Origin of the sequence: Sphingomonas sp. NFX23, from assembly GCF_049887795.1 — a bacterium.
In the GTDB taxonomy this organism is placed as follows: domain Bacteria; phylum Pseudomonadota; class Alphaproteobacteria; order Sphingomonadales; family Sphingomonadaceae; genus Sphingomonas.
On sequence record NZ_JAGEKH010000001.1, the window covers coordinates 253122 to 271902 of the forward strand.

Annotated in this window: 18 protein-coding genes; 7 read left to right on the forward strand and 11 right to left on the reverse strand. The window is 64.9% G+C overall.

Annotated elements, in window-relative coordinates:
* The first annotated feature begins 7 nt into the window (after positions 1 to 7).
* The 4 genes from J4O76_RS01195 to J4O76_RS01210 all read left to right on the forward strand — a co-directional run bounded on the left by J4O76_RS01195 (position 8) and on the right by J4O76_RS01210 (position 4585).
* Positions 8 to 2341 carry a TonB-dependent receptor domain-containing protein gene (locus J4O76_RS01195; RefSeq protein WP_426279823.1) on the forward strand — a complete coding sequence of 778 codons (2334 nt, stop codon included), beginning with the start codon at positions 8 to 10 and terminating at the stop codon, positions 2339 to 2341.
* Positions 2342 to 2475: 134 nt separating this feature from the next.
* A complete protein-coding gene (locus J4O76_RS01200; protein ID WP_056065567.1) occupies positions 2476 to 2934 on the forward strand; it encodes a DUF2721 domain-containing protein in 459 nt (152 codons plus the stop codon).
* Positions 2931 to 3341, forward strand: coding sequence for a DUF4345 domain-containing protein (locus J4O76_RS01205; protein WP_426279824.1), 411 nt, complete (start codon positions 2931 to 2933; stop codon positions 3339 to 3341). The genes J4O76_RS01200 and J4O76_RS01205 overlap by 4 nt, the downstream gene beginning before the upstream one ends.
* A gap of 65 nt (positions 3342 to 3406) precedes the next feature.
* Positions 3407 to 4585 carry an MBL fold metallo-hydrolase gene (locus tag J4O76_RS01210; protein ID WP_426279825.1) on the forward strand — a complete coding sequence of 393 codons (1179 nt, stop codon included), beginning with the start codon at positions 3407 to 3409 and terminating at the stop codon, positions 4583 to 4585.
* A gap of 272 nt (positions 4586 to 4857) precedes the next feature.
* On the opposite strand, the gene J4O76_RS01215 is transcribed toward J4O76_RS01210, so the two are convergent.
* Positions 4858 to 5244: a VOC family protein gene (locus J4O76_RS01215; protein ID WP_426279826.1), complete on the reverse strand. Its 387-nt coding sequence runs from the start codon at positions 5242 to 5244 to the stop codon at positions 4858 to 4860.
* Positions 5245 to 5416: 172 nt separating this feature from the next.
* A complete protein-coding gene (locus J4O76_RS01220) occupies positions 5417 to 6247 on the reverse strand; it encodes a ferredoxin--NADP reductase (protein ID WP_426279827.1) in 831 nt (276 codons plus the stop codon).
* A gap of 166 nt (positions 6248 to 6413) precedes the next feature.
* Here J4O76_RS01220 and uvrB point away from each other — a divergent pair, with 166 nt between their 5' ends.
* A complete protein-coding gene (gene uvrB / locus J4O76_RS01225; protein WP_426279828.1) occupies positions 6414 to 8612 on the forward strand; it encodes an excinuclease ABC subunit UvrB in 2199 nt (732 codons plus the stop codon).
* A 51-nt stretch (positions 8613 to 8663) separates the two neighbouring features.
* Here uvrB and J4O76_RS01230 read toward each other — a convergent pair whose 3' ends face one another.
* Complete coding sequence (locus tag J4O76_RS01230) at positions 8664 to 9041, reverse strand: PRC-barrel domain-containing protein (protein WP_056065550.1); 378 nt, start codon at positions 9039 to 9041, stop codon at positions 8664 to 8666.
* Between the two features lie 112 nt (positions 9042 to 9153).
* Here J4O76_RS01230 and J4O76_RS01235 point away from each other — a divergent pair, with 112 nt between their 5' ends.
* Positions 9154 to 9738: a hypothetical protein gene (locus J4O76_RS01235; RefSeq protein WP_426279829.1), complete on the forward strand. Its 585-nt coding sequence runs from the start codon at positions 9154 to 9156 to the stop codon at positions 9736 to 9738.
* A gap of 811 nt (positions 9739 to 10549) precedes the next feature.
* Here the strand turns inward: J4O76_RS01235 and J4O76_RS01240 are convergent.
* The 5 genes from J4O76_RS01240 to J4O76_RS01260 all read right to left on the reverse strand — a co-directional run bounded on the left by J4O76_RS01240 (position 10550) and on the right by J4O76_RS01260 (position 14787).
* A complete protein-coding gene (locus J4O76_RS01240) occupies positions 10550 to 11044 on the reverse strand; it encodes a DUF2501 domain-containing protein (protein WP_426279830.1) in 495 nt (164 codons plus the stop codon).
* A gap of 69 nt (positions 11045 to 11113) precedes the next feature.
* Entirely contained in the window at positions 11114 to 11740 is a 627-nt protein-coding gene (locus tag J4O76_RS01245; RefSeq protein WP_426279831.1) for a hypothetical protein, read from the reverse strand.
* A 44-nt stretch (positions 11741 to 11784) separates the two neighbouring features.
* Entirely contained in the window at positions 11785 to 13302 is a 1518-nt protein-coding gene (locus J4O76_RS01250; RefSeq protein WP_426279832.1) for a fumarate hydratase, read from the reverse strand.
* Positions 13303 to 13519: 217 nt separating this feature from the next.
* The gene (locus tag J4O76_RS01255) at positions 13520 to 14308 is read right to left on the reverse strand and encodes a hypothetical protein (protein ID WP_107954642.1); all 789 of its coding nucleotides are present in this window, start codon (positions 14306 to 14308) and stop codon (positions 13520 to 13522) included.
* A 248-nt stretch (positions 14309 to 14556) separates the two neighbouring features.
* Positions 14557 to 14787 (reverse strand): hypothetical protein, encoded by a 231-nt coding sequence (locus J4O76_RS01260; RefSeq protein WP_426279833.1) that lies wholly within the window; start codon positions 14785 to 14787, stop codon positions 14557 to 14559.
* 355 nt (positions 14788 to 15142) lie between these two features.
* Here J4O76_RS01260 and J4O76_RS01265 point away from each other — a divergent pair, with 355 nt between their 5' ends.
* Positions 15143 to 15901: an NAD-dependent deacylase gene (locus tag J4O76_RS01265; RefSeq protein ID WP_426279834.1), complete on the forward strand. Its 759-nt coding sequence runs from the start codon at positions 15143 to 15145 to the stop codon at positions 15899 to 15901.
* 179 nt (positions 15902 to 16080) lie between these two features.
* On the opposite strand, the gene era is transcribed toward J4O76_RS01265, so the two are convergent.
* The 3 genes from era to lepB form a co-directional block, all read right to left on the reverse strand.
* Positions 16081 to 17004 (reverse strand): GTPase Era, encoded by a 924-nt coding sequence (gene era / locus J4O76_RS01270; protein WP_426279835.1) that lies wholly within the window; start codon positions 17002 to 17004, stop codon positions 16081 to 16083.
* 281 nt (positions 17005 to 17285) lie between these two features.
* Positions 17286 to 17948, reverse strand: coding sequence for a ribonuclease III (rnc, locus tag J4O76_RS01275; protein ID WP_056065532.1), 663 nt, complete (start codon positions 17946 to 17948; stop codon positions 17286 to 17288).
* Complete coding sequence (gene lepB, locus J4O76_RS01280) at positions 17945 to 18754, reverse strand: signal peptidase I (protein WP_426280388.1); 810 nt, start codon at positions 18752 to 18754, stop codon at positions 17945 to 17947. The genes rnc and lepB overlap by 4 nt, the downstream gene beginning before the upstream one ends.
* Between the last annotated feature and the right edge of the window lie 27 nt (positions 18755 to 18781).

Sequence of the window (18781 nt, forward strand, 5' to 3'; positions counted from 1 at the left end):
GGAAACCATGCTCTATCCACGCACCCAGCGCAGTCTCGCGCTACTCGCCGGCACCGCCATGGCCGCACTCGCCATGCCGGCCTTTGCGCAGGAAGCGCCCGCACCCGCTACGCTCGCACCCGTCCCCACCCCCGCCCCGGTTGCGCAGAGCGACGAGGTGATCGTCACCGCGCGCTACCGCAACGAGACGCTCCAATCGGTGCCGATCGCGATCACCGCAGTCAGCGGTCAGTCGCTCGCCGAGCGCCAGTTGAACACGGTCGAGAACATCGCCGCGACGATCCCCTCGGTCGGCTTCCGCAGCGGCGCATCGAACAAGGATCGCACGATCTTCATCCGCGGCGTCGGCACGATCACGACCTCGCCCGGCGTCGAGCCATCGGTGTCGACCGTGCTCGACGGCGTCGTCCTCACCCGCCCCGGCCAGTCGACGCTCGACCTCGGTGAGGTCGAGCGGATCGAGGTGTTGCGCGGGCCGCAGGGCACGTTGTTCGGCAAGAACGCCTCGGCGGGCGTGGTCAACATCGTCACCCGCAACCCGACCGACGAGTTCCGCGCGTTCGGCGAGGCCGGCATCACCTCCGACGAGGAATACCGGATCAAGGCCGGCATCTCTGGCGCGCTCGTCCCCGGCAAGGTGCAAGCCCTGATCGGCGGGCTGTACGACGACTATAAGGGCAACGTCCGCAACGTCGCGCAAGGGAAAGACGTCAATGGCTACCGGCGCTATGGCGCACGCGGCAAGCTGGTCGTCACGCCGTCGGACGACCTGAAGTTCACGATCATCGGCGACTATCTCAACTCGCACGATACGACGCCGACCAGCGTCTATGCGGCGACCAGCCGCACCGCGCATCCGACCGGTGTCGTCACCAATTCGCCCGACCTCGCCGCCGCGCTGGGGGCAAGCGGGATCGTCGCCGGACCGAGCAATCGCCGGACCAACAACAATTCGATCACCGACGTGAAGGACGAGAATTACGGCGGGTCGTTCACCGGCGAACTCGCGCTTGGCGACTACCACATCACCTCGATCACCGGCTGGCGGCAATGGCTCAACAACCAGCGCCAGGATTACGACAGCGTCGCCGCGCTCTCGACCGCGTTCCCGTCGGGGCAGGATGCAGGTAGCGTCAATACCAAGCAATTCTCCGAGGAACTGCGGCTGACGTCGCCCAAGGGCGGGCTGATCGATTACGTCGTCGGCGCCTATTACCTGCACGCGACGACCGACGAGCAGTATCAGCGCACGCTGACGTCGCTCGCGGCCGGCGGCGCGCAAACGACGACCACGGGCGTTGCAAACTACGGCATCACCAACGACAATTACGCGCTGTTCGGTGAGGCCAACGTCAATTTCACGCCGAAATTCCGCGGTATCGCCGGCTATCGCTCGACGTGGGACAGCCTGGATTTCTATCACGTCCGCACCTCGACCGCGGATCCGCTCAACACCGGCGCGGCGGCGCTCGATCGGCCCGGCGTTCGCGCCTATCACAACGCGACCGGCGGGATCGACAAGCGCGGCGACAGCTATCGCCTCGGGCTGCAATATGATCTTGGCGAGCACGCGCAGACCTATTTCACCTATTCGCACGGCTATAAGGGCCCGGCGTACAACGTGTATTTCAACATGCGCTCGCTCAACGCGACGACACCGCTCGACGAAGTGCCGCTGCGCCCGGAGACGTCCAATTCGTACGAGGTCGGGCTGAAGGGCAGCACAGCGAACCGTGCGCTAAGCTATAGCCTCGCCGCGTTCACGACCAATTTCGACGGCTATCAGGCGAGCTTCAACGACGTCGTCGCGGGCGCGCAGGTCAGCCGGCTGATCAACGCCGGATCAGTGCGTTCGCGGGGGGTCGAGGCGGACGTGACGCTGCGCCCGACCAAGGGCCTGACGCTCGATATCTCCGCCGCCTATACCGACGCGACGGTGCGCAATTTCCTGTGCCCGACCGGCGCGCCGACGAGCTGCAACATCAACGGCCAGCCGCTCCCCTATGCGCCGAAGATCAAGTTGTACGAGAATGCAGCGTATAAGTTCGGGCTGACCGATACGCTGGCGCTGGAACTCCAGACCGACGTCACGTTCAGCAGCAAGGTGCAATATTCGCTCGCAGAGACGCCGAGCACGATCCAGCCGTCCTACGCGATCTGGAACGCGAGCGTCGCGGTGCTGAGCGATACGTCCGGCTGGCAGCTGCGCGCGTATGTGAAGAACCTGACGAACACGTCCTATTCGTCGTTCCTCACCGCGGGCACGTTTGCGGGCACGGTGCGGTTCGTGCCGCGCGACGACAAGCGCTATGCCGGGTTGTTGCTCCGCAAGGACTTCTGACCGAGCCTCGATTCTCCCCCCTGCTGATGCGTTGAGGCTGGATCGCCCCCTTCAGTAGACAAGCCGCTGTAATTGCGGCGCCATGCGGTACGCGCGTTCTTCCTATCGAACGCGTTTTACCACATGGTGCCTGCATGCCGACGATACCCGCCGTCTCGACGATCGCCCAGACGATCCAGCTTTCGCTAGCGCCCGTGTTCATGCTGGCGGGTATCGGCCAGTTGCTGAACGTGCTGGCCGGCCGCCTGTCGCGAGTGATCGACCGCGCGCGCAAGCTGGAGCATCTTCACGCGAGCAGCACCGGGCCGGAGCATGTCCGTTTCGTCTGGGAACTGCGCCTGCTCGACCGTCGGATGACGATCATCAACGCCGCGCTGTTCCTCGCGGTCTCCAGCGCGATCATGACGTGTATCCTGATCGCGTTGCTGTTCATCGCCGAACTCGCCAAGCTGCACTTCGGGACCTACGTCGCGGTGTGCTTCATCCTGGCGATGATCCTGCTGATCGCGGCGCTGATCTCGTTCATCTTCGAGGTGCGGATTTCGCTCCGCGCATTTCGTATCCGCCCCGAATTGCTGAGGCCCTTGCCATGACCGGCTCGATCGAGAAGCGCCTGTTGCAGGCCGTGATTGCGGTGGCGTGCCTGTTGCCGCTGATCGTCGGCGGCCAGGGTATCCTGCACGGCCCTGCGCCCTTCGGGCATCTGGCCGACGTGCCGAGGGATCTCGACAGCCATTTCCGGTATATCTCGGGGATATTCTTCGCGACCGGGCTCGGGTTCGTGAGTTGCATTCCGAATATCGAGCGCAAGGGGCCGCGGTTCCGGCTGCTCGGTGGGCTGATCTTCGTCGGGGGCGTGTCGCGGCTGATATCGCTGATCGCGGTCGGCGTGCCGTCGCAGGGTCATGTGCTCGGGCTGGGCATGGAGACGATCGTCGTGCCGTTGCTGATGCTGTGGCAATGGAATTTCGCAAGGCGGACCGCCGCATCTCACGCTTGATCTGAACGATGATCGCCAGCGTGCGTTTGGGGCCCGACACGTAAGCTCATGCAGACAGGAACGCCGTGACGAGATTATTGAAGATCGTCGGCGGTGCGATCCTGTTGCTGGCCGTGATCGGTGCGCTGATCGTGACGATCGTGCCGCAATTCCTCGACCGGATCTATTATCGCGGGTCCGTGTCGCGCCATTTCGACGGTGCGCGGTTCTTCAATCCCGACGGTGACGCGGATACCAAGCAGATCCAGCCCAAGGGCAGCGGCGGTGGCCGGGCGAGCTTCTTCTGGAAGTATTTCACCGGCAGCGATGGCCGGCCTGCGTGGCCGAAGTCGGTCGCGGTGAACCGGGTCGCGCCGCCTGCCCGCGTCGAGGGCGAGCGGATGGTCGTGACGTGGGTCGGCCATGCCAGCGTACTGATCCAGACGCAGGGTCTTAACATCCTCACCGATCCGGTCTGGGCGGAGAAGGCGGGGCCGCTGGGGACGGGGCCGCGCCGTGTCGCCGAGCCGGGGATCGCGTTCGATGCGCTGCCGAGGATCGACCTCGTGCTGGTCAGCCACAATCACTACGATCATCTCGACAAGGCGACGCTGAAACGACTTTGGGAGCGCGATCGGCCGCGGATCGTCACCAGCTTGGGCAACGACAGCGTGATCGGCCAGACCGGCGCGGCAGCGACCGCGCTCGACTGGGGACAGCGGCTGGCGATCAAGCCGGGCGTCGCGGTCACCGTGACCCGCAACCATCATTGGGGCAGCCGCTGGTTCACCGATCGCAACCGCGCTTTGTGGTCGAGCTTCGTCGTGACGCTGCCGGGTGGGAATGTGTTCTTTGCGGGCGATACCGGGATGGGCGACGGGCGGTGGCCGGTCGAGGCCGCTGCCCTCGGGCCGATCCGGTTGGCGCTGATCCCGATTGGTGCGTTCCGGTTCGTCGATGGGCAGATGGAGTCGGGAAGCCATATCGGGCCGGTCGATGCGGTCGAGGTCTATCGTCGTCTGAGCGCGGCGCACGCGATCCCGATCCACTGGGGGACGTTCCGGCTGTCGTTCGAGGGGTATGATACGCCGCCGAAACTGCTGGCGGCGGCGATGCGGTGTACAGGGGAGACGGGATTCGAGCCCGTGGCGATCGGGCGGCCAACGGAGATTGCTAGGTATGTGAAGCCGGCGGCGGTTAAGGCGATGCCGCGGGAGGCGTTGTTGCGGTGCCTCGATACGCCGCAGGTTCGCGCATTGCGCTAAATTGTCCGTCACTCCGGAGAAGTTCGGCGGCTATCCCCTTTGACCGAGTAAACCTGTTTCCCCGCGAAGGCGGGGACCCAGACTGGGCTCCCGCCTTCACGGGAGAACAACGAGAGAGAAGCGTAACGCCGGCTTCACATCCAACCACCCCGGCGAAGGCCGGGGCCCAATTGGGGAAGGCTGCTAACGGTGGACAGCCCCTCGTTACTGCCACCTTTCCAATTGGCCCCGGCCTTCGCCGGGGTGGTATTTCCCTCAATCGCGCCCGCACCTCACCCCATCTTGAACACGCAGAGCTTGTTGCCGTCCGGATCGCGGAAATATGCGCCGTAGAAGCCCATCTCCTCAGGCCCGCGCGTGCCGGCAGCGCCTTCGTCCGCTGCACCCAGTTCGATCGCCTTGGCGTAGACCTGATCGACTTGCTCGCGCGAATCCGCCGCCAACGCGACCATCGTGCCGTTGCCCGCGGTCGCGGCCGCGCCGTCATAGGGCTTGCCGATCACGAGCATCGGCTTGTCGGGGCCCGCGCCGTAGAAGGTCAACTGGCGGGCATCGGGCATCTGCATGAGACGCTTGCCGCCGACCGTTGCGAACAGCGCGTCGTAGAAGGTCAGCGCGGTATCAATGTCGTTGGTGCCGAGCGTCGCGTAACCGATCATGGGTCTCTCCTATTTTGGTGGAGAGGCCTATCGACGGGTTGCGCGGTGGAGACAATCCATCCGCATGCTGCCATCCGCCCAAACCGTCATCCTGGACTTGATCCAGGATCCAGAGCCACGATCGAAACCGCATGGGGCTCTGGATCCTGACTTTCGTCAGGATGACGGGGCGTCAGCCGACGAAGGCGCGCTCGATCACGAACGTGCCCGGCTTCGAATTCGCGCCCTCCTCGAAGCCCTGCGCCTCAAGCATCACCGCGAATTCCTTGATCATCTCGGTCGAGCCGCACAACATCGCGCGGTCGGTCTCGGGGTTAAGCTTCTGCTCGCCGCGGACAGGGTGGCCGAACAGCGACGCATCCTCGATCAGCGCACCGATCCGCCGCGTGGTGCGGAACGGCTCGCGCGTCACGGTCGGGATGTAGTGGAACTGCGTCTGCGCCTCGTCGGCGATCAGCGGGTCCTCCGCGAGCAGCCCGACCATCTCGTCGTGATAGGCAAGATCGCTCACGCGGCGCACGCTGTGCACGACGATCACCTGCTCATACGCGGCATAGACGTCTGGATCGCGCATCAGGCTGAGGAACGGCGCGAGGCCGGTGCCGGTCGAGAACATGAACAGGCGCTTCCCCGGCAGCAACGCGTCGAGCACCAGCGTGCCGGTCGGCTTCTTGCCGAGATACACTTCGTCGCCAGGCTGGATCAGCTGGAGCTTCGAGGTCAGCGGGCCGTCCTCGACCTTGATCGACAGGAACTCGAGCTCTTCCGAATAATGCGGGGACGCGATCGAATAGGCGCGCATGATCGGCTTGCCGCCTTCCTGCGGAAGACCGATCATCACGAACTCGCCCGAGCGGAAGCGGAAAGTCGAGGGCCGCTCGATCGCGAAGCTGAACAGATGTTCGTTCCAGTGACGCACCCACAGCACCTTGGCGTTGAGGAACGAAGGGGTCTCGGGGATCAGCGCAGGCGCGCGGGTTGCTTCGACGGTCGGGGCGGTCATGCGTCTATTCCTTGGCCTACGCGCGGGCGCTGGCGGATCGATGGCTTGCGAAACGGTCGCATTATGGGCGCGAGCCGGACGGGTCAACAACAGCTAAACTTGGCATCGCCCAAACAGGTCCCGTGGCCGTTGCCGACTCACCGTATGTTCCCCATATTCCCCCTCGATGGCCATTCAGATTCGCACCAGCCTCGCCGAGCCCGAAACCGGCGAAAGCTTCGTCCCGCACCGCCCGACCGCGCGCCCCGACAAAGTCGAGGGCGGCAAGCGGTTCAACCTCGTCAGCGAGTACGAACCCGCGGGCGACCAGCCCACCGCGATCGCCGAACTCGTCTCGGCGATCGGCGACGGCGAGAAGGACCAGGTGCTGCTCGGCGTGACCGGCTCGGGCAAGACCTTCACGATGGCCAGCGTCATCAACCGCGTCCAGCGCCCCGCGCTGATCCTCGCGCCGAACAAGATCCTGGCCGCACAGCTCTACGGCGAGATGAAGTCGTTCTTCCCCGACAACGCGGTCGAATATTTCGTCAGCTATTACGATTATTACCAGCCCGAGGCGTATGTCGCGCGCTCCGACACGTACATCGAGAAGGAGTCGTCGACCAACGAGTCGATCGACCGGATGCGGCATTCGGCCACCCGCGCGCTGCTCGAACGCGACGACGTCATCATCGTCGCGTCGGTGTCGTGTCTGTACGGCATCGGCTCGGTCGAGACCTATTCGGCGATGATCTTCGACCTCAAGAAGGGTACGACGGTCGATCAGCGCGAGATCGTGCGGAAACTCGTCGCGCTCCAATACAAGCGCAACGACGCGGCGTTCCAGCGCGGCAATTTCCGCGTGAAGGGCGATACGCTCGAGATCTTCCCGTCGCATTACGAGGACAGCGCGTGGCGCATCTCGTTCTTCGGCGACGATATCGAGGAGATCATCGAGTTCGATCCGCTGACCGGCAAGAAGGTCGCGTCGCTGAACTCGGTGCGCGTGTACGCGAACTCGCATTACGTGACACCCGGCCCGACGCTCAAGCAGGCGGGCGAGGCGATCAAGCACGAGTTGGCGGAGCGGCTGAAGGAATTGGTGCTGGAGGGCAAGCTGCTGGAAGCACAGCGGCTTGAGCAGCGGACGAACTTTGATCTGGAGATGATCGCCGCGACCGGATCCTGCGCGGGGATCGAGAATTACTCGCGCTTCCTCACCGGCCGCATGCCAGGCGAGCCGCCGCCCACGCTGTTCGAATATCTCCCCGACAACGCGCTGCTGTTCGTCGACGAGAGCCATGTCACGATCGGCCAGATCAACGGCATGTCGCGCGGCGATCACCGTCGCAAACTGACGCTCGCGGAGTATGGCTTCCGCCTGCCGAGCGCGATCGACAACCGCCCGCTGCGCTTCAACGAATGGGACGCGATGCGGCCGCCGACGACCTATGTCTCGGCGACGCCGGGCAGCTGGGAGATGGAACAGACCGGTGGCGTGTTCGCCGAACAGGTCATCCGCCCGACCGGGCTGATCGATCCGCCGGTCGAGATCAAGCCGGTCGAGGAACAGGTCCAGGACCTGATCGTCGAGGTCGGCAAGACCACGGCGCTAGGGTACCGCACGCTCGTCACCACGCTGACCAAGCGGATGGCGGAGGACCTGACCGAGTATATGCACGAGGCGGGGATCAAGGTCCGCTACATGCACAGCGACGTCGAGACGCTGGAACGTATCGAGCTGATCCGCGACCTGCGGCTCGGCGTGTACGACGTGCTGATCGGCATCAACCTGCTGCGCGAGGGATTGGACATTCCCGAGTGCGGGCTCGTCGCGATTCTCGATGCGGACAAGGAGGGCTTCCTGCGCTCCGAGACATCGCTGATCCAGACGATCGGTCGGGCGGCGCGCAACGTCGACGGCCGTGTGATCCTGTACGCCGACCGCGTCACCGGATCGATGGAGCGCGCGATGAACGAGACGTCGCGTCGCCGCGAGAAGCAGGTCGCGTACAACACCGAACACGGCATCTCCCCGACGACGATCCGCCGCAACATCGGCGACATCATCGCGCACGTGGCGAGCCAGGATCAGGTGACGATCCCGATCGACGAGGACCGCCCGCACATGGTCGGCCACAACCTGCGCGCGTATATCGAGGATCTCGAGAAGCAGATGCGCAAGGCTGCGAGCGATCTCGAGTTCGAGACCGCCGGGCGCCTGCGCGACGAGATCCGTCAGTTGGAGAACGAGGAACTGGGTCTGCCGGTCGACCAGCAGAAAGCGCCGGTCATGGGGCGTTCGAACGAGGGCAAGCCGGGCACGCGAAAGACGCGGTACGGCAAGAGCCAGAAGATGCGCATGGGGGGATCGCGGTCGCGGTGATCGCGGACGTCACCGGTGCGGGCAACTCACCCGCACCGGTCGAAATGTCGCTTAGCCGACGACCAGATCTTCGCTGCTCGACCCGTAATAGCTCGCCACACGGTCGGCATAAGCCTGGTCGAAGACGGGTGCGTTGTTTGCCCAACTCGGGCCGCCTTCGAGGACGCGCTTGTCGATCGTGACGACGTAGAGGTCGCGGACGGCGTCGAACTGGAGGAGCGCAAACGGCAGCGGGTAGAAGCTCTTGCCCATGCCGAGGAAGCCGCCGAGGCTGAGTACGGCGTGGGTGACGCGGCCGGTGCCCTTGTGGACCATGAACGCGTGGACCGAGCCGACATTGTCGCCATCGCGGCTCTCGACCTTCATCGTGCCGGAGATGTTCGACTGGACGAGCAGCTGGGTGGGCGTCTGGGCGGCGGTATCGGACATGGACGTTCTCCTGATTTCTTCGGTCGCTGAACCGGTATCACCGTGCGGCGGTTCCCGGCTAGCGCGCTTCGTCGTACTTGAGCGACCGCCGGGCGTGCCGCATAGCGATGCGATGCGCACCCCGTCCCCTTCCCTCGTCGGCTTGCGATCGCTTGCCAGCCCCCGCGTCCTAGCGCGTCTTGCCGGTCTGGCGGCGCTCGCGTCGATCGCCGGCTGCGTCCCGCCGCCGCGGGCCGAAGCACCGCCGCCCCCGCCGCGCACGGTGACGCGGCCCCCCGCGCCGGCGCCGCGGCCGGTACCGATCGCCGCCGACTGGCGCGACTGGCCGTATTCGCCGGGAACGTGGGTGTATCGCCGCGATGCGCGCGGTTCGATCGCACTGTTCGGGCCGGCCAATGCCGATGCGTCGCTGACGTTGCGCTGCGATACGGCTGCGCGCCAGGTTTACCTGTCGCGCGCGGGGAGCACGGCGACGCCGCTGACGATCCGCACGTCGAGCGTGACGCGCGCGGTGTCGGTCCAGCCGACCGGAGGCACGCCGCCCTATGTCGCGGCCGCGCTGATGCCGAACGATTCGTTGCTGGAGGCGATGGGGTTCAGTCGCGGGCGGTTCGTCGTCCAGCAGCCCGGCCTGCCGCCGCTCGTCGTGCCCGCCTGGGCCGAGATCGAGCGCGTCACCGAAGATTGCCGCGGCTGATTTCCATAGAGTCACCGGCTAGCCGGCAGTCGCACAGGATTGCCCGAAAACTTCCGTAAAACAAGGCTTGTATCGCAGGCGCGGTCGGCACACATTGGCGTTGCGGTCAGGCTTGGCCGCGTTGTTTCAACAAGCGAAAGGAGGTGATCCGATGTCTCATGGTTCAGCAGTGAGTTCGGTTCGGTTCGTTCGGGGGACGCACCGCTAAGTCCGCCGGTCCGCGTGGGGAGTATCCTCTCCCAGTCAACACGTGGTCCATAGGATAGGCGGTACGCATGGTCCTCCGGGCTGGAGCTCTCCGGCCGCTGACCATGTCAGGAGGTTGTCGGGTCGTCGGGAGACGATCCGGCAGCCTCTTTTCGTTTGTGGGGTGTCGGGTTGGCGGTGGTGGTCGATCCAGGTGCAGTTTGCGACATGCGTGAGCTAACGATGTCCGGCGTCGTCTAACCCACCCTCGCTGCGTCTAGCTGACGATATTGGCGGGCGCGGGATTGCAGGCGCGGGCGAGTGGGTGCTCGCTTCCTCTCCCCACAGGTCATCTCATGTGTCCTGCTTTATGGTCGAGGATTAGGCAATTAAACGTGAATCAGGCCAACGCTGAAGCAGCCGAAGCGTCCGCAAGTTCATGCCCCGCTCCCGCCGTCATCCTGACGAAAGTCAGGATCCAGGGTCGCGAAGGGCTGCATTCGGTTACTCTGGAGCCTGATTTTCGTCAGGATGACGGGAAATAGGCAGGACCGAGTGGGCTGCTGATGCAGGCAGCTCGACCTGCTACGCGTGCGCGCGCCGCGCCCTTGGTCTGTAACTACCCCTACAGGAACGACTTCGCCCGATTGAGGACGATGCTGCACATCCGCGTCTTCACCTGCCCGCCGAGGTCGTCGAGCGAAAACGCCTGCCCGTTCGGCGCCTGCACTTCGCCGTCTTGTCCGGCGGCATAGCCCGGCGACGTCTGCACACCCTGTCGTCCCGTCAGTCGCTGGAGGATCGATTGCGCGCCGGTCGTCGGGGCTCTCGTGGTGCTGCCCGCTCGCGGTGCATTCCGCCCACCGGTCAGCGCGCCAAGCGCGCCGCCCTGCCCGAGCAGATTGTTCTTCAGGCAATACCCGAGCAGGCCAGCCGCGTTCCCGGCACCGATCGATCCGACGCTCGGCAACGCACCACCGAGCAGGCCACCGAGACCGCCAAGTCCACCCAGACCGCCAAGACCGTTTTGCGTCGACGCCGACTCGGGTGCGCTGGTTTGGGCCGATGCGGAGGTCGCGAGGGCGAAGGCTGCGACGAGGGCGATTGCGGTCTTGGGCATGATACGGAGCTCCGATAAGGTCGTGTTACCAACAGGACTGGCCGGGGTGCGTTCCGGGCTCCGCTTCGTTCAGCCGCCCGCGAAGAACGCGTCGACCGATCCGCGCTTAGCGCCCAACGCCGCCGCCACCCGTCGGCGAGCATCGTAATATACCAGCGCCGGCGCCGCCGGATCGATCTGTCGAAGGCTGGCGGCCTTCGCGTCCGTCAGGCTGCTCTCGCGCGCGACATGATCCGCATACCCCTCCTGCTGCCAGGTCGGGAGCATCGCACTGCGCACTTCGCCAAGATGGTTGGCGACCATGATGTGCGTCGTCTCGTGTGCGATCACGCCGGACAGCGTCCGGGTACCACTGATCGCACGACCGTTCGTCACGCGGTCGGCAGCGACGTCGCTGCGGTTGAAAACGATCGCCGAACTGAAGGGCCGGCGGAATGCAAAGGCGCCCGGCGACTGGATCGCTAGAAGCCGCCACCGCCAGCCACCGTCCGTCAGGAACAGCGACCGATCGAGCGGGCCGGTGTAGATCGGACTGGTGCGCAACAAGCCCTCGGCACGCGCGAGTTCGCTGCTGATCCGAGGGTCGATCGGACGCTCGGCATAGACGGTGACGGTGCCGATCCGCTGCTCATACGGAAACGCTAGCAACTGCGGCGCGTAGACGACCGCGACGGCAAGCAGAAGGAGGAAGCCCACGATCCACCGGACGGGGCCCTGCCCCCTTCTGCGTGCGCGGGTCGTCATGCCGGTGTGAGCAATCCCTCACGCGCGATCTTCTCGCGCCACACCAAAGGCGCGAGCTGGTGGACGTTCTCGCCGGCGGAATCGACTGCAACTGTCACCGGGAAGTCGCTGACCTCGAATTCGTAGATCGCTTCCATGCCGAGATCCGCGAAACCGACGACCTTCGATCCCTTGATCGCACGTGCGACCAGATACGCAGCCCCGCCGACCGCCATCAGATACGCGGACTTGGCCTCCGCGATCGCCTTGGTCGCATCGCCCCCGCGCTCCGCCTTGCCGACCATCGCCAGCAGGCCCTGGTCGAGCATCATCCGCGTGAACTTGTCCATTCGCGTGGCGGTGGTGGGACCGGCAGGTCCGACGACTTCCTCGCCGACCGGATCGACCGGGCCTACGTAATAGATCACGCGACCCTTGAAATCGACCGGCAGCGGCTCGCCCGCATCGAGCATGTCCTTGATCCGCTTGTGCGCCGCATCGCGCCCGGTCAGCATCTTGCCGTTGAGCAGCAGGCGGTCGCCATGCTTCCACGTCTGCACGACGTCGGGCGTCAGCGTGTCGAGATCGACCCGGATCGCGGCCTTGTCGGGCGTCCAGTTGACATCGGGCCATTCCTCCAGCTTCGGCGCTTCCAGATACACCGGGCCCGAGCCGTCGAGCACGAAATGCGCGTGGCGCGTGGCGGCGCAGTTGGGGATCATCGCCACCGGCTTCGACGCGGCGTGCGTCGGCCAGTCGAAGATCTTCACGTCAAGAATAGTCGAAAGTCCGCCCAGCCCCTGCGCGCCGATGCCGAGCGCGTTGACCTTGTCGTAGATCTCGATCCGCAGCGCCTCGATGTCGTTCTTCGGCCCGCGCGCCTTCAGTTGCGCCATGTCGATCGCGCCCATGAGCGACTGCTTGGCGAGGATCATCGACTTCTCGGCGGTGCCACCGATGCCGATCCCGAGCATGCCGGGCGGGCACCAGCCGGCGCCCATCTGCGGGATCATCTCGAGTACCCAGTCGACGATCGAGTCGGACGGGTTCATCATCTTGAACTTCGACTTGTTCTCGCTACCGCCGCCCTTCGCCGCGACGTCGATCGAGACGGTGTTGCCGGGCACCATCTCGACATGCATCACGCTCGGCGTGTTGTCCTTGGTGTTGCGGCGGGTGAAGGCGGGGTCGGCGAGGATTGACGCACGCAGCTTGTTCTCGGGGTTGAGATACGCCTTCCGAACGCCCTCATCGATCACTTCCTGTAGCGAGCGGGTCGACTCAAGGCGGCAATCCTGGCCCCATTTGACGAAGATCGTGACGATCCCGGTGTCCTGGCAGATCGGGCGATGACCCTCGGCGCACATCCGGCTGTTGGTCAGGATCTGCGCGATCGCATCCTTGGCGGCGGGCGATTGCTCGGCCTCGTACGCGACGCCCAGCGCGCGAATGTAATCCATCGGGTGGTAGTAGCTGATGAACTGGAGCGCGTCGGCGACGCTTTCGATCAGGTCGGCTTCGGTGATGACGGTCATGCAGCGCCTTTACGGATACAGGTTTGCAGGCGTCTTAGCGGCGATCGTGCGATTTTTGAAGACGGGGCCGTGCCGGTGATCGGGCTGCAAACGGCTGAAGGTTACGATAAGGTCACACCAACGTGCCCTCGCGTATCCGATGCCCCCAAACGGAAAAGGCCGGGATGGCGTTGACGCCACCCCGACCTTTTCTAGTTATCTCAAAGCGTAAGTGCGATTACATCGGTGGCGTCAGGCCGTCCTTGCCAACGGCGACCGACTTGGCGCCCTTGGAGTCGGTCGCAACGATCGCGAACAGCTTCTGGCCCTTGGCGAGGACCGTGCGCTCGGCCGGCTCGAACCGGACGATCGGCGTGCCGACGGGAACGACGACCTGGGCCTTGCCGCCCTTGTACGAGATGCTCAGCTTGGTCTCGCCGGGCTTGCCTGCGCCGCCGGTAACGGTGCCGTTGGTCATGCCGCTCTGTTGCGCGACCGTGCCGTTCGTCATCGCGCTCTGGCCATCGACGGTGCCGTTGGTCATCGCGCTCTGCCCGTCGACGGTGCCGTTGGTCATTGCACTGGAGCCGCTCGTACCGCCGCCTGCAGCCGCGACCGCGCCGGGGACATCCCAGGGATAATGCCCCTCGCCGGTGCCGCGCATCGCCTCGGGGAAGATCACGAGTTCGACCGCGCGCAGCGCGTTGTCGGGACCGGTCGTCGCGGTGCCGATGAAGTCGCCGTCCTTGAGCGTCGACAGGTCGGACTTCACCACCCAGGCGAACTTGGTGTTGGCGTCGAGCGGTACGGTGGCCGACTTGCCGTCATAGGTCTGGACGGTCAGCGCGTCGGTGCCGATCGCGGTGATGACGCCGCGGACACGGTTGACCGCCGGGGTCGCGCTCGCGGTGGTGTTGCCCATGGCGATGTTCGCGGTCGAGGTGTTCGAGTCTGTTGAAGTCGTCTGACCACAGCCGCCAAGGACCGCGACCACGCCGCTCAGCAGCATCAGCTTTTTCGTCAACATCGCATCGGATCCTTCAGTTCTGCCGGCCTAGACGCCGACATGGTACCTGCGAACGGGTCGCGGACGGCCACGGTGGCGTGGTCGATGCTGCTCAACGTCCGACGGGGGAAACCGGACGCATCGGTCCGATCGGATCACGCGATTGCGGCCCGTCCGCTTTTTCGAGTCGGACGTCGGCGGGGCGCAGCGCGGCGGGGGACACTCGGCCCTGTGAAGAGGCGACGGCCGGGGCTGAGCCTATCAGCCCCTCACGATGCCGGATGCCCCCGCGCCATCAGAACGTCGATCTTGCTCTTGGGAAGATTGATCAAAAGCCCGTTCTTGTTTTTTGCAAAGGAAGTGAAGTCTACCTCGACGCTACCGATCGCGCTCGACACCGTCGCAAAGCTTTTACCGACGGACTCGACTTTGCCGATCACCAATCCCTTTGAATCGTGAACGTCCAGCCCCTGCCTAATTTCTCCCGGCAGCGTCGGCACAGGCCGCCTCGTCAATCGATTGGAGTCGGCAACGCCTACTTGGAACTCTTCGAAAGTCCGCTGACGGTTTAGGTCTCCAGGACCGCTGTTGTTCGGCCCCGCTCCCGCGCCCCCTTGTTGAGCCTGTACTCCAGCCGCCGATGCGATGATTGAGACAATCATACCAAGTAGGAATCTACGCATTTCTTCCTCCCCTAAACATTTTATACTTTCAGCTTATCCTGATTGCGAGCTATCGACAATACTTGGCTATTGCCGCCGCCGAGTTGGCGAGACTTGGTATTCCCCTGCTCCAAAGCGGAAAGCCTGCTTTCCACCACTTTCCGACATTCCGTCACTCGCGTATTCTGTCGCCATGCGCGATATCCAGAACATTGTGATCTTGACCGGAGCCGGCGTTTCCGCCGAGTCCGGCGTCCCGACATTTCGCTCTAAGGGCGCCGTAACCTATTGGGATGTTTACGAAAACGATCTGGCTCCAAAAAGCTATAGGGTCGAAGACGTGTGCACCCCCGAGGCGCTCGCGGGGGATCCGGAACGGGTGCACCGGTTCTATGATCTGCGACGCGCGGCTCTGGCGACGGTCGTGCCTAACACCGCGCACCATGCGCTGGCGCGGCTGGATGCGGGTTGGGACGGCGAGTTGCTGATCGTTACGCAGAATGTGGATGACCTGCATGAGCGCGCGGGGGCGACGCGGATGCTGCATATGCATGGGGAGTTGTTGTCGGCGCTGTGTGCCGTGTGTGGGGCGCGTGAGCCTTGGACGGGGGTGTTGCCGGAGGGGTCGGTGTGCGGCGCGTGCGGATCCGCGGCGTTGCGGCCGGATATCGTGTTCTTTGGCGAGATGCCGTACCAGATGGAGCGGATCGAGGCGGCGTTGGCGAAGGCCGATCTGTTCGTGTCGATCGGGACTTCTGGGGCGGTGTATCCGGCGGCGGGGTTCGTGCAGACCGCGGCGTATCATGGGGCGCGGACGCTGGAGCTGAACCTCGATCCTTCGATGGGGAGCGTGTTCTTCGAGCAGACGCGGATCGGTGCGGCTGGGGTGTTGGTGCCGGCTTGGGTGGACGAGATGCTCGGCTCGTTACCTGGCCCAGTTGGGAAGGCCTGAGTAACGGAGCGCCGTCCGTCGTGACGACCGTCCCCCAACTGGTCCCCGGCCTTCGCCGGGCTGGTTGTGGGGTGGGCGCGGGTTGGTGCTGACCGATGTAGGAAAGATTGTTCTCCCGCGAAGGCGGGAGTCCAGTCTGGGCCCCCGCCTTCGCGGGGGAACAGTCTCTTGGGTGGAGGTCAGTCGACCCAGTCGAGGCCCATGTCGCGGTAGACTTCGCGGTCTTCGTCCCAGCCCGGCTTTACCTTTACGTGCAGGTACAGGTGGACGGGCTTGCCGGTTATCGAGGCGAGTTCGATGCGGGAGCGGGCGCCGATCTCCTTAATGCGGACGCCGCCCTTGCCGAGGACGATCGCACGCTGCGTCGGGCGTTCGACCAGGATCTGCTGGTGAATCTCCAACGAGCCGTCCTGGCGTTCGATATACTGCTCGGTCTCGATCGTGCTCGCATAGGGCAGTTCGGCGTGGAGCTGGAGATAGAGCTGCTCGCGCGTGACCTCGGACGCCAGCGCGCGCTCGGTCGAGTCGGAGACCTGGTCTTCGGGATAGTGCCACGGGCCTTCTGGCATCGCCTTAGCAAGCTCGGCCTTGAAGTGGGCGAGGCCGTCGCCGGTGCCGGCGCTGATGAAGAACGTCTCGGCGAAGGGGAGCAGTGCGTTCAGTTTCTCGGCGTGGATCAGCAGCTTGGTCTTGTCGGCGAGATCGACCTTGTTGAGGATCAGCCAGATCGGTTCGGTGCGTCCGACCAGCGACTCGACGATCGTCGTGACCTTGCCGCCGATCCCGCCCTTCGCGTCGACCACCAGCGCGATGATGTCGGAGCCTTCCGCGCCACCCCAGGCGGCGGCAACCATTGCGCGGTCGAAGCGGCGCTTGGGCTCGAAGATGCCGGGGGTGTCGACGAGCAGGATCTGCGTGTCGCCCTCAATGGCGACGCCCATCAGCTTCGCGCGCGTCGTTTGCGCCTTGGGGCTGACGATCGCGACCTTCTGGCCGACGAGCGCGTTGACGAGCGTCGACTTGCCCGCGTTCGGCGCGCCGACGATGGCGACGAGGCCGCAATGCTTGGGGGTGGAGATTTCAGGCGTGGTAGGTTCGGTCACTTAGGCTCTTTTCGGCATCGGGATATTCGGGGACGGTCATACAGATAAAACGCCCTCGCGTCATTCCCGCCGAACTGCGGCCCTGCCCGTGGTCGCGCGGTTCACTGTTTAGGAAAGAGAAGTTGGTTCACGCGGAGGCGCGAAGCCGCGGAGATGGTGTGGATGGGGCTCGCGCCGTCTGCGATCATGCGCCGCCGATTATCTCGGAGGCGTTCGGGGCAAGGCCGGAGTTCCAAACGCACCGCCTCCGCGGCTCCGCGTCTCCGCGTGATCCATTCTTCTCAGCCGAGCTTCTCGAGCAGCGCCTTGGCCGCGGCCGTTTCGGCTTCCTGCTTGCTAGAGCCCGTCGCGGTCGCTTCGGCTAGCTTGCCGACCGATACGAGCATCGTGAATTTGGGGGCGTGGCCGGGGCCGGTGCGTTCGACGATGGTGTATTCGGGGGGCTTGCGGTTGTGCGCGGCGGCCCATTCCTGGAGCGCGGACTTGGGGTGTTGCGGGGCTTTTGCGCCGGCCTGGACGCGATCGCCCCAGGCGCCGCGGACGAACTTGCGCGCGGCGTCTAGGCCGGCTTCCTGGTACCACGCGCCGATCAGCGCTTCCATCACGTCGCCGAGCACGTTGTCGCTGTCGCTGGCGCCGTCGTCGCGGGCCTGCTTGCCGAGTTTGAGGTGCGCGCGGACGCCGAGTTCTCGGGCGACGTCGGCGCAGACCGGGCCGGTGACGAGTGCGTTGAGGCGTTTCGACAGCGAACCCTCGGGATCGGTCGCGAACAGTTCGTAGAGCCACTCGGCGATGATCAGGCCGAGCACGCGGTCGCCGAGGAACTCGAGTCGCTCGTAGTTCGCCGCGGCCTGGCTGCCGTGCGTCAGCGCGCGCTCATAGGGGGCGAGGTTGGTCGGTGCGCGGCCGAAGAGCGTCTTCAGCCAGCCGGCGAGGTCGCTCAAAAGCCTTCCCCGATACGGCTCCAGCGCGCGGCACTGACCCAGGTCCAGGGCTTCAGCCATTCGGCATCGCCGTCGGTCGAGAAGAAGTTGACGACCGCCTTGCCCTCGACGTTCTCGAGCGGGACGTAGCCCATGCCCTGCGGCGCGGGGAAGCGGCTGTCGCCGCTGTCGTCGCGGTTGTCGCCCATCACGAAGATGTGGCCGGCGGGGATCGTGTAGAGCCCGGTGTCGTCGCGGTCGGGGAGTTCGGCCTGATCCAGGACTTCGTAGCTGCGGCCGCCGGGGAGCGTTTCGCGGAAGCGGGGGTAGCGGCAGATCTGGACGTTCGCGACGACGTCGACGTACGGCGCGCCGCATTTCTCGGCGTTGAAGTTCTCGGTCAGCGGGATCGTGAAATCGGCGATGCGGAGCTTCGGGATTGCCTTGCCGTTGAGGTAGACGGTGCCCTGCCGCATCTGGACGGTCTCGCCGGGGAGGCCGATGACGCGCTTGATGACGTCGTGATCGAGCACTTCGGGTGCGCGGAAGACGACGACGTCGCCGCGGGTCGGCGTGCTGCCGAAGATGCGGCCGGGGATCAGGGGCACGCCGGCGGGGAGCGACCAGCGGGAGTAGCCATAGTTCCACTTCGAGACGAAGAGATAGTCGCCGATCAGCAGCCTAGGCAGCATCGATTCGGACGGGATGCTGAACGGCGCGAAGATGAAGCTGCGCAGGATCAGCACGACCACCGCCAGCTTCAGCAGGAAGCGGAACGTCTCGCTCGTTTCGGAGCGCTTGGGTTTGGTCTTCACGTCATTTGCCATGTGCGCGGGTTTGCTCAACCTGCGCCT

Excerpts from the sequence above, each read along its gene's own strand:
- J4O76_RS01255 (WP_107954642.1), bottom strand. The coding sequence starts at position 14,308 with ATGTTGACGAAAAAGCTGATGCTGCTGAGCGGCGTGGTCGCGGTCCTT.
- J4O76_RS01230 (WP_056065550.1), bottom strand. The coding sequence starts at position 9,041 with ATGTCCGATACCGCCGCCCAGACGCCCACCCAGCTGCTCGTCCAGTCG.
- uvrB (WP_426279828.1), top strand. The coding sequence starts at position 6,414 with ATGGCCATTCAGATTCGCACCAGCCTCGCCGAGCCCGAAACCGGCGAA.
- J4O76_RS01215 (WP_426279826.1), bottom strand. The coding sequence starts at position 5,244 with ATGATCGGTTACGCGACGCTCGGCACCAACGACATTGATACCGCGCTG.
- J4O76_RS01195 (WP_426279823.1), top strand. The coding sequence starts at position 8 with ATGCTCTATCCACGCACCCAGCGCAGTCTCGCGCTACTCGCCGGCACC.
- lepB (WP_426280388.1), bottom strand. The coding sequence starts at position 18,754 with ATGGCAAATGACGTGAAGACCAAACCCAAGCGCTCCGAAACGAGCGAG.
- J4O76_RS01250 (WP_426279832.1), bottom strand. The coding sequence starts at position 13,302 with ATGACCGTCATCACCGAAGCCGACCTGATCGAAAGCGTCGCCGACGCG.
- J4O76_RS01200 (WP_056065567.1), top strand. The coding sequence starts at position 2,476 with ATGCCGACGATACCCGCCGTCTCGACGATCGCCCAGACGATCCAGCTT.
- J4O76_RS01265 (WP_426279834.1), top strand. The coding sequence starts at position 15,143 with ATGCGCGATATCCAGAACATTGTGATCTTGACCGGAGCCGGCGTTTCC.
- J4O76_RS01220 (WP_426279827.1), bottom strand. The coding sequence starts at position 6,247 with ATGACCGCCCCGACCGTCGAAGCAACCCGCGCGCCTGCGCTGATCCCC.
- J4O76_RS01240 (WP_426279830.1), bottom strand. The coding sequence starts at position 11,044 with ATGCCCAAGACCGCAATCGCCCTCGTCGCAGCCTTCGCCCTCGCGACC.
- J4O76_RS01205 (WP_426279824.1), top strand. The coding sequence starts at position 2,931 with ATGACCGGCTCGATCGAGAAGCGCCTGTTGCAGGCCGTGATTGCGGTG.
- J4O76_RS01235 (WP_426279829.1), top strand. The coding sequence starts at position 9,154 with ATGCGCACCCCGTCCCCTTCCCTCGTCGGCTTGCGATCGCTTGCCAGC.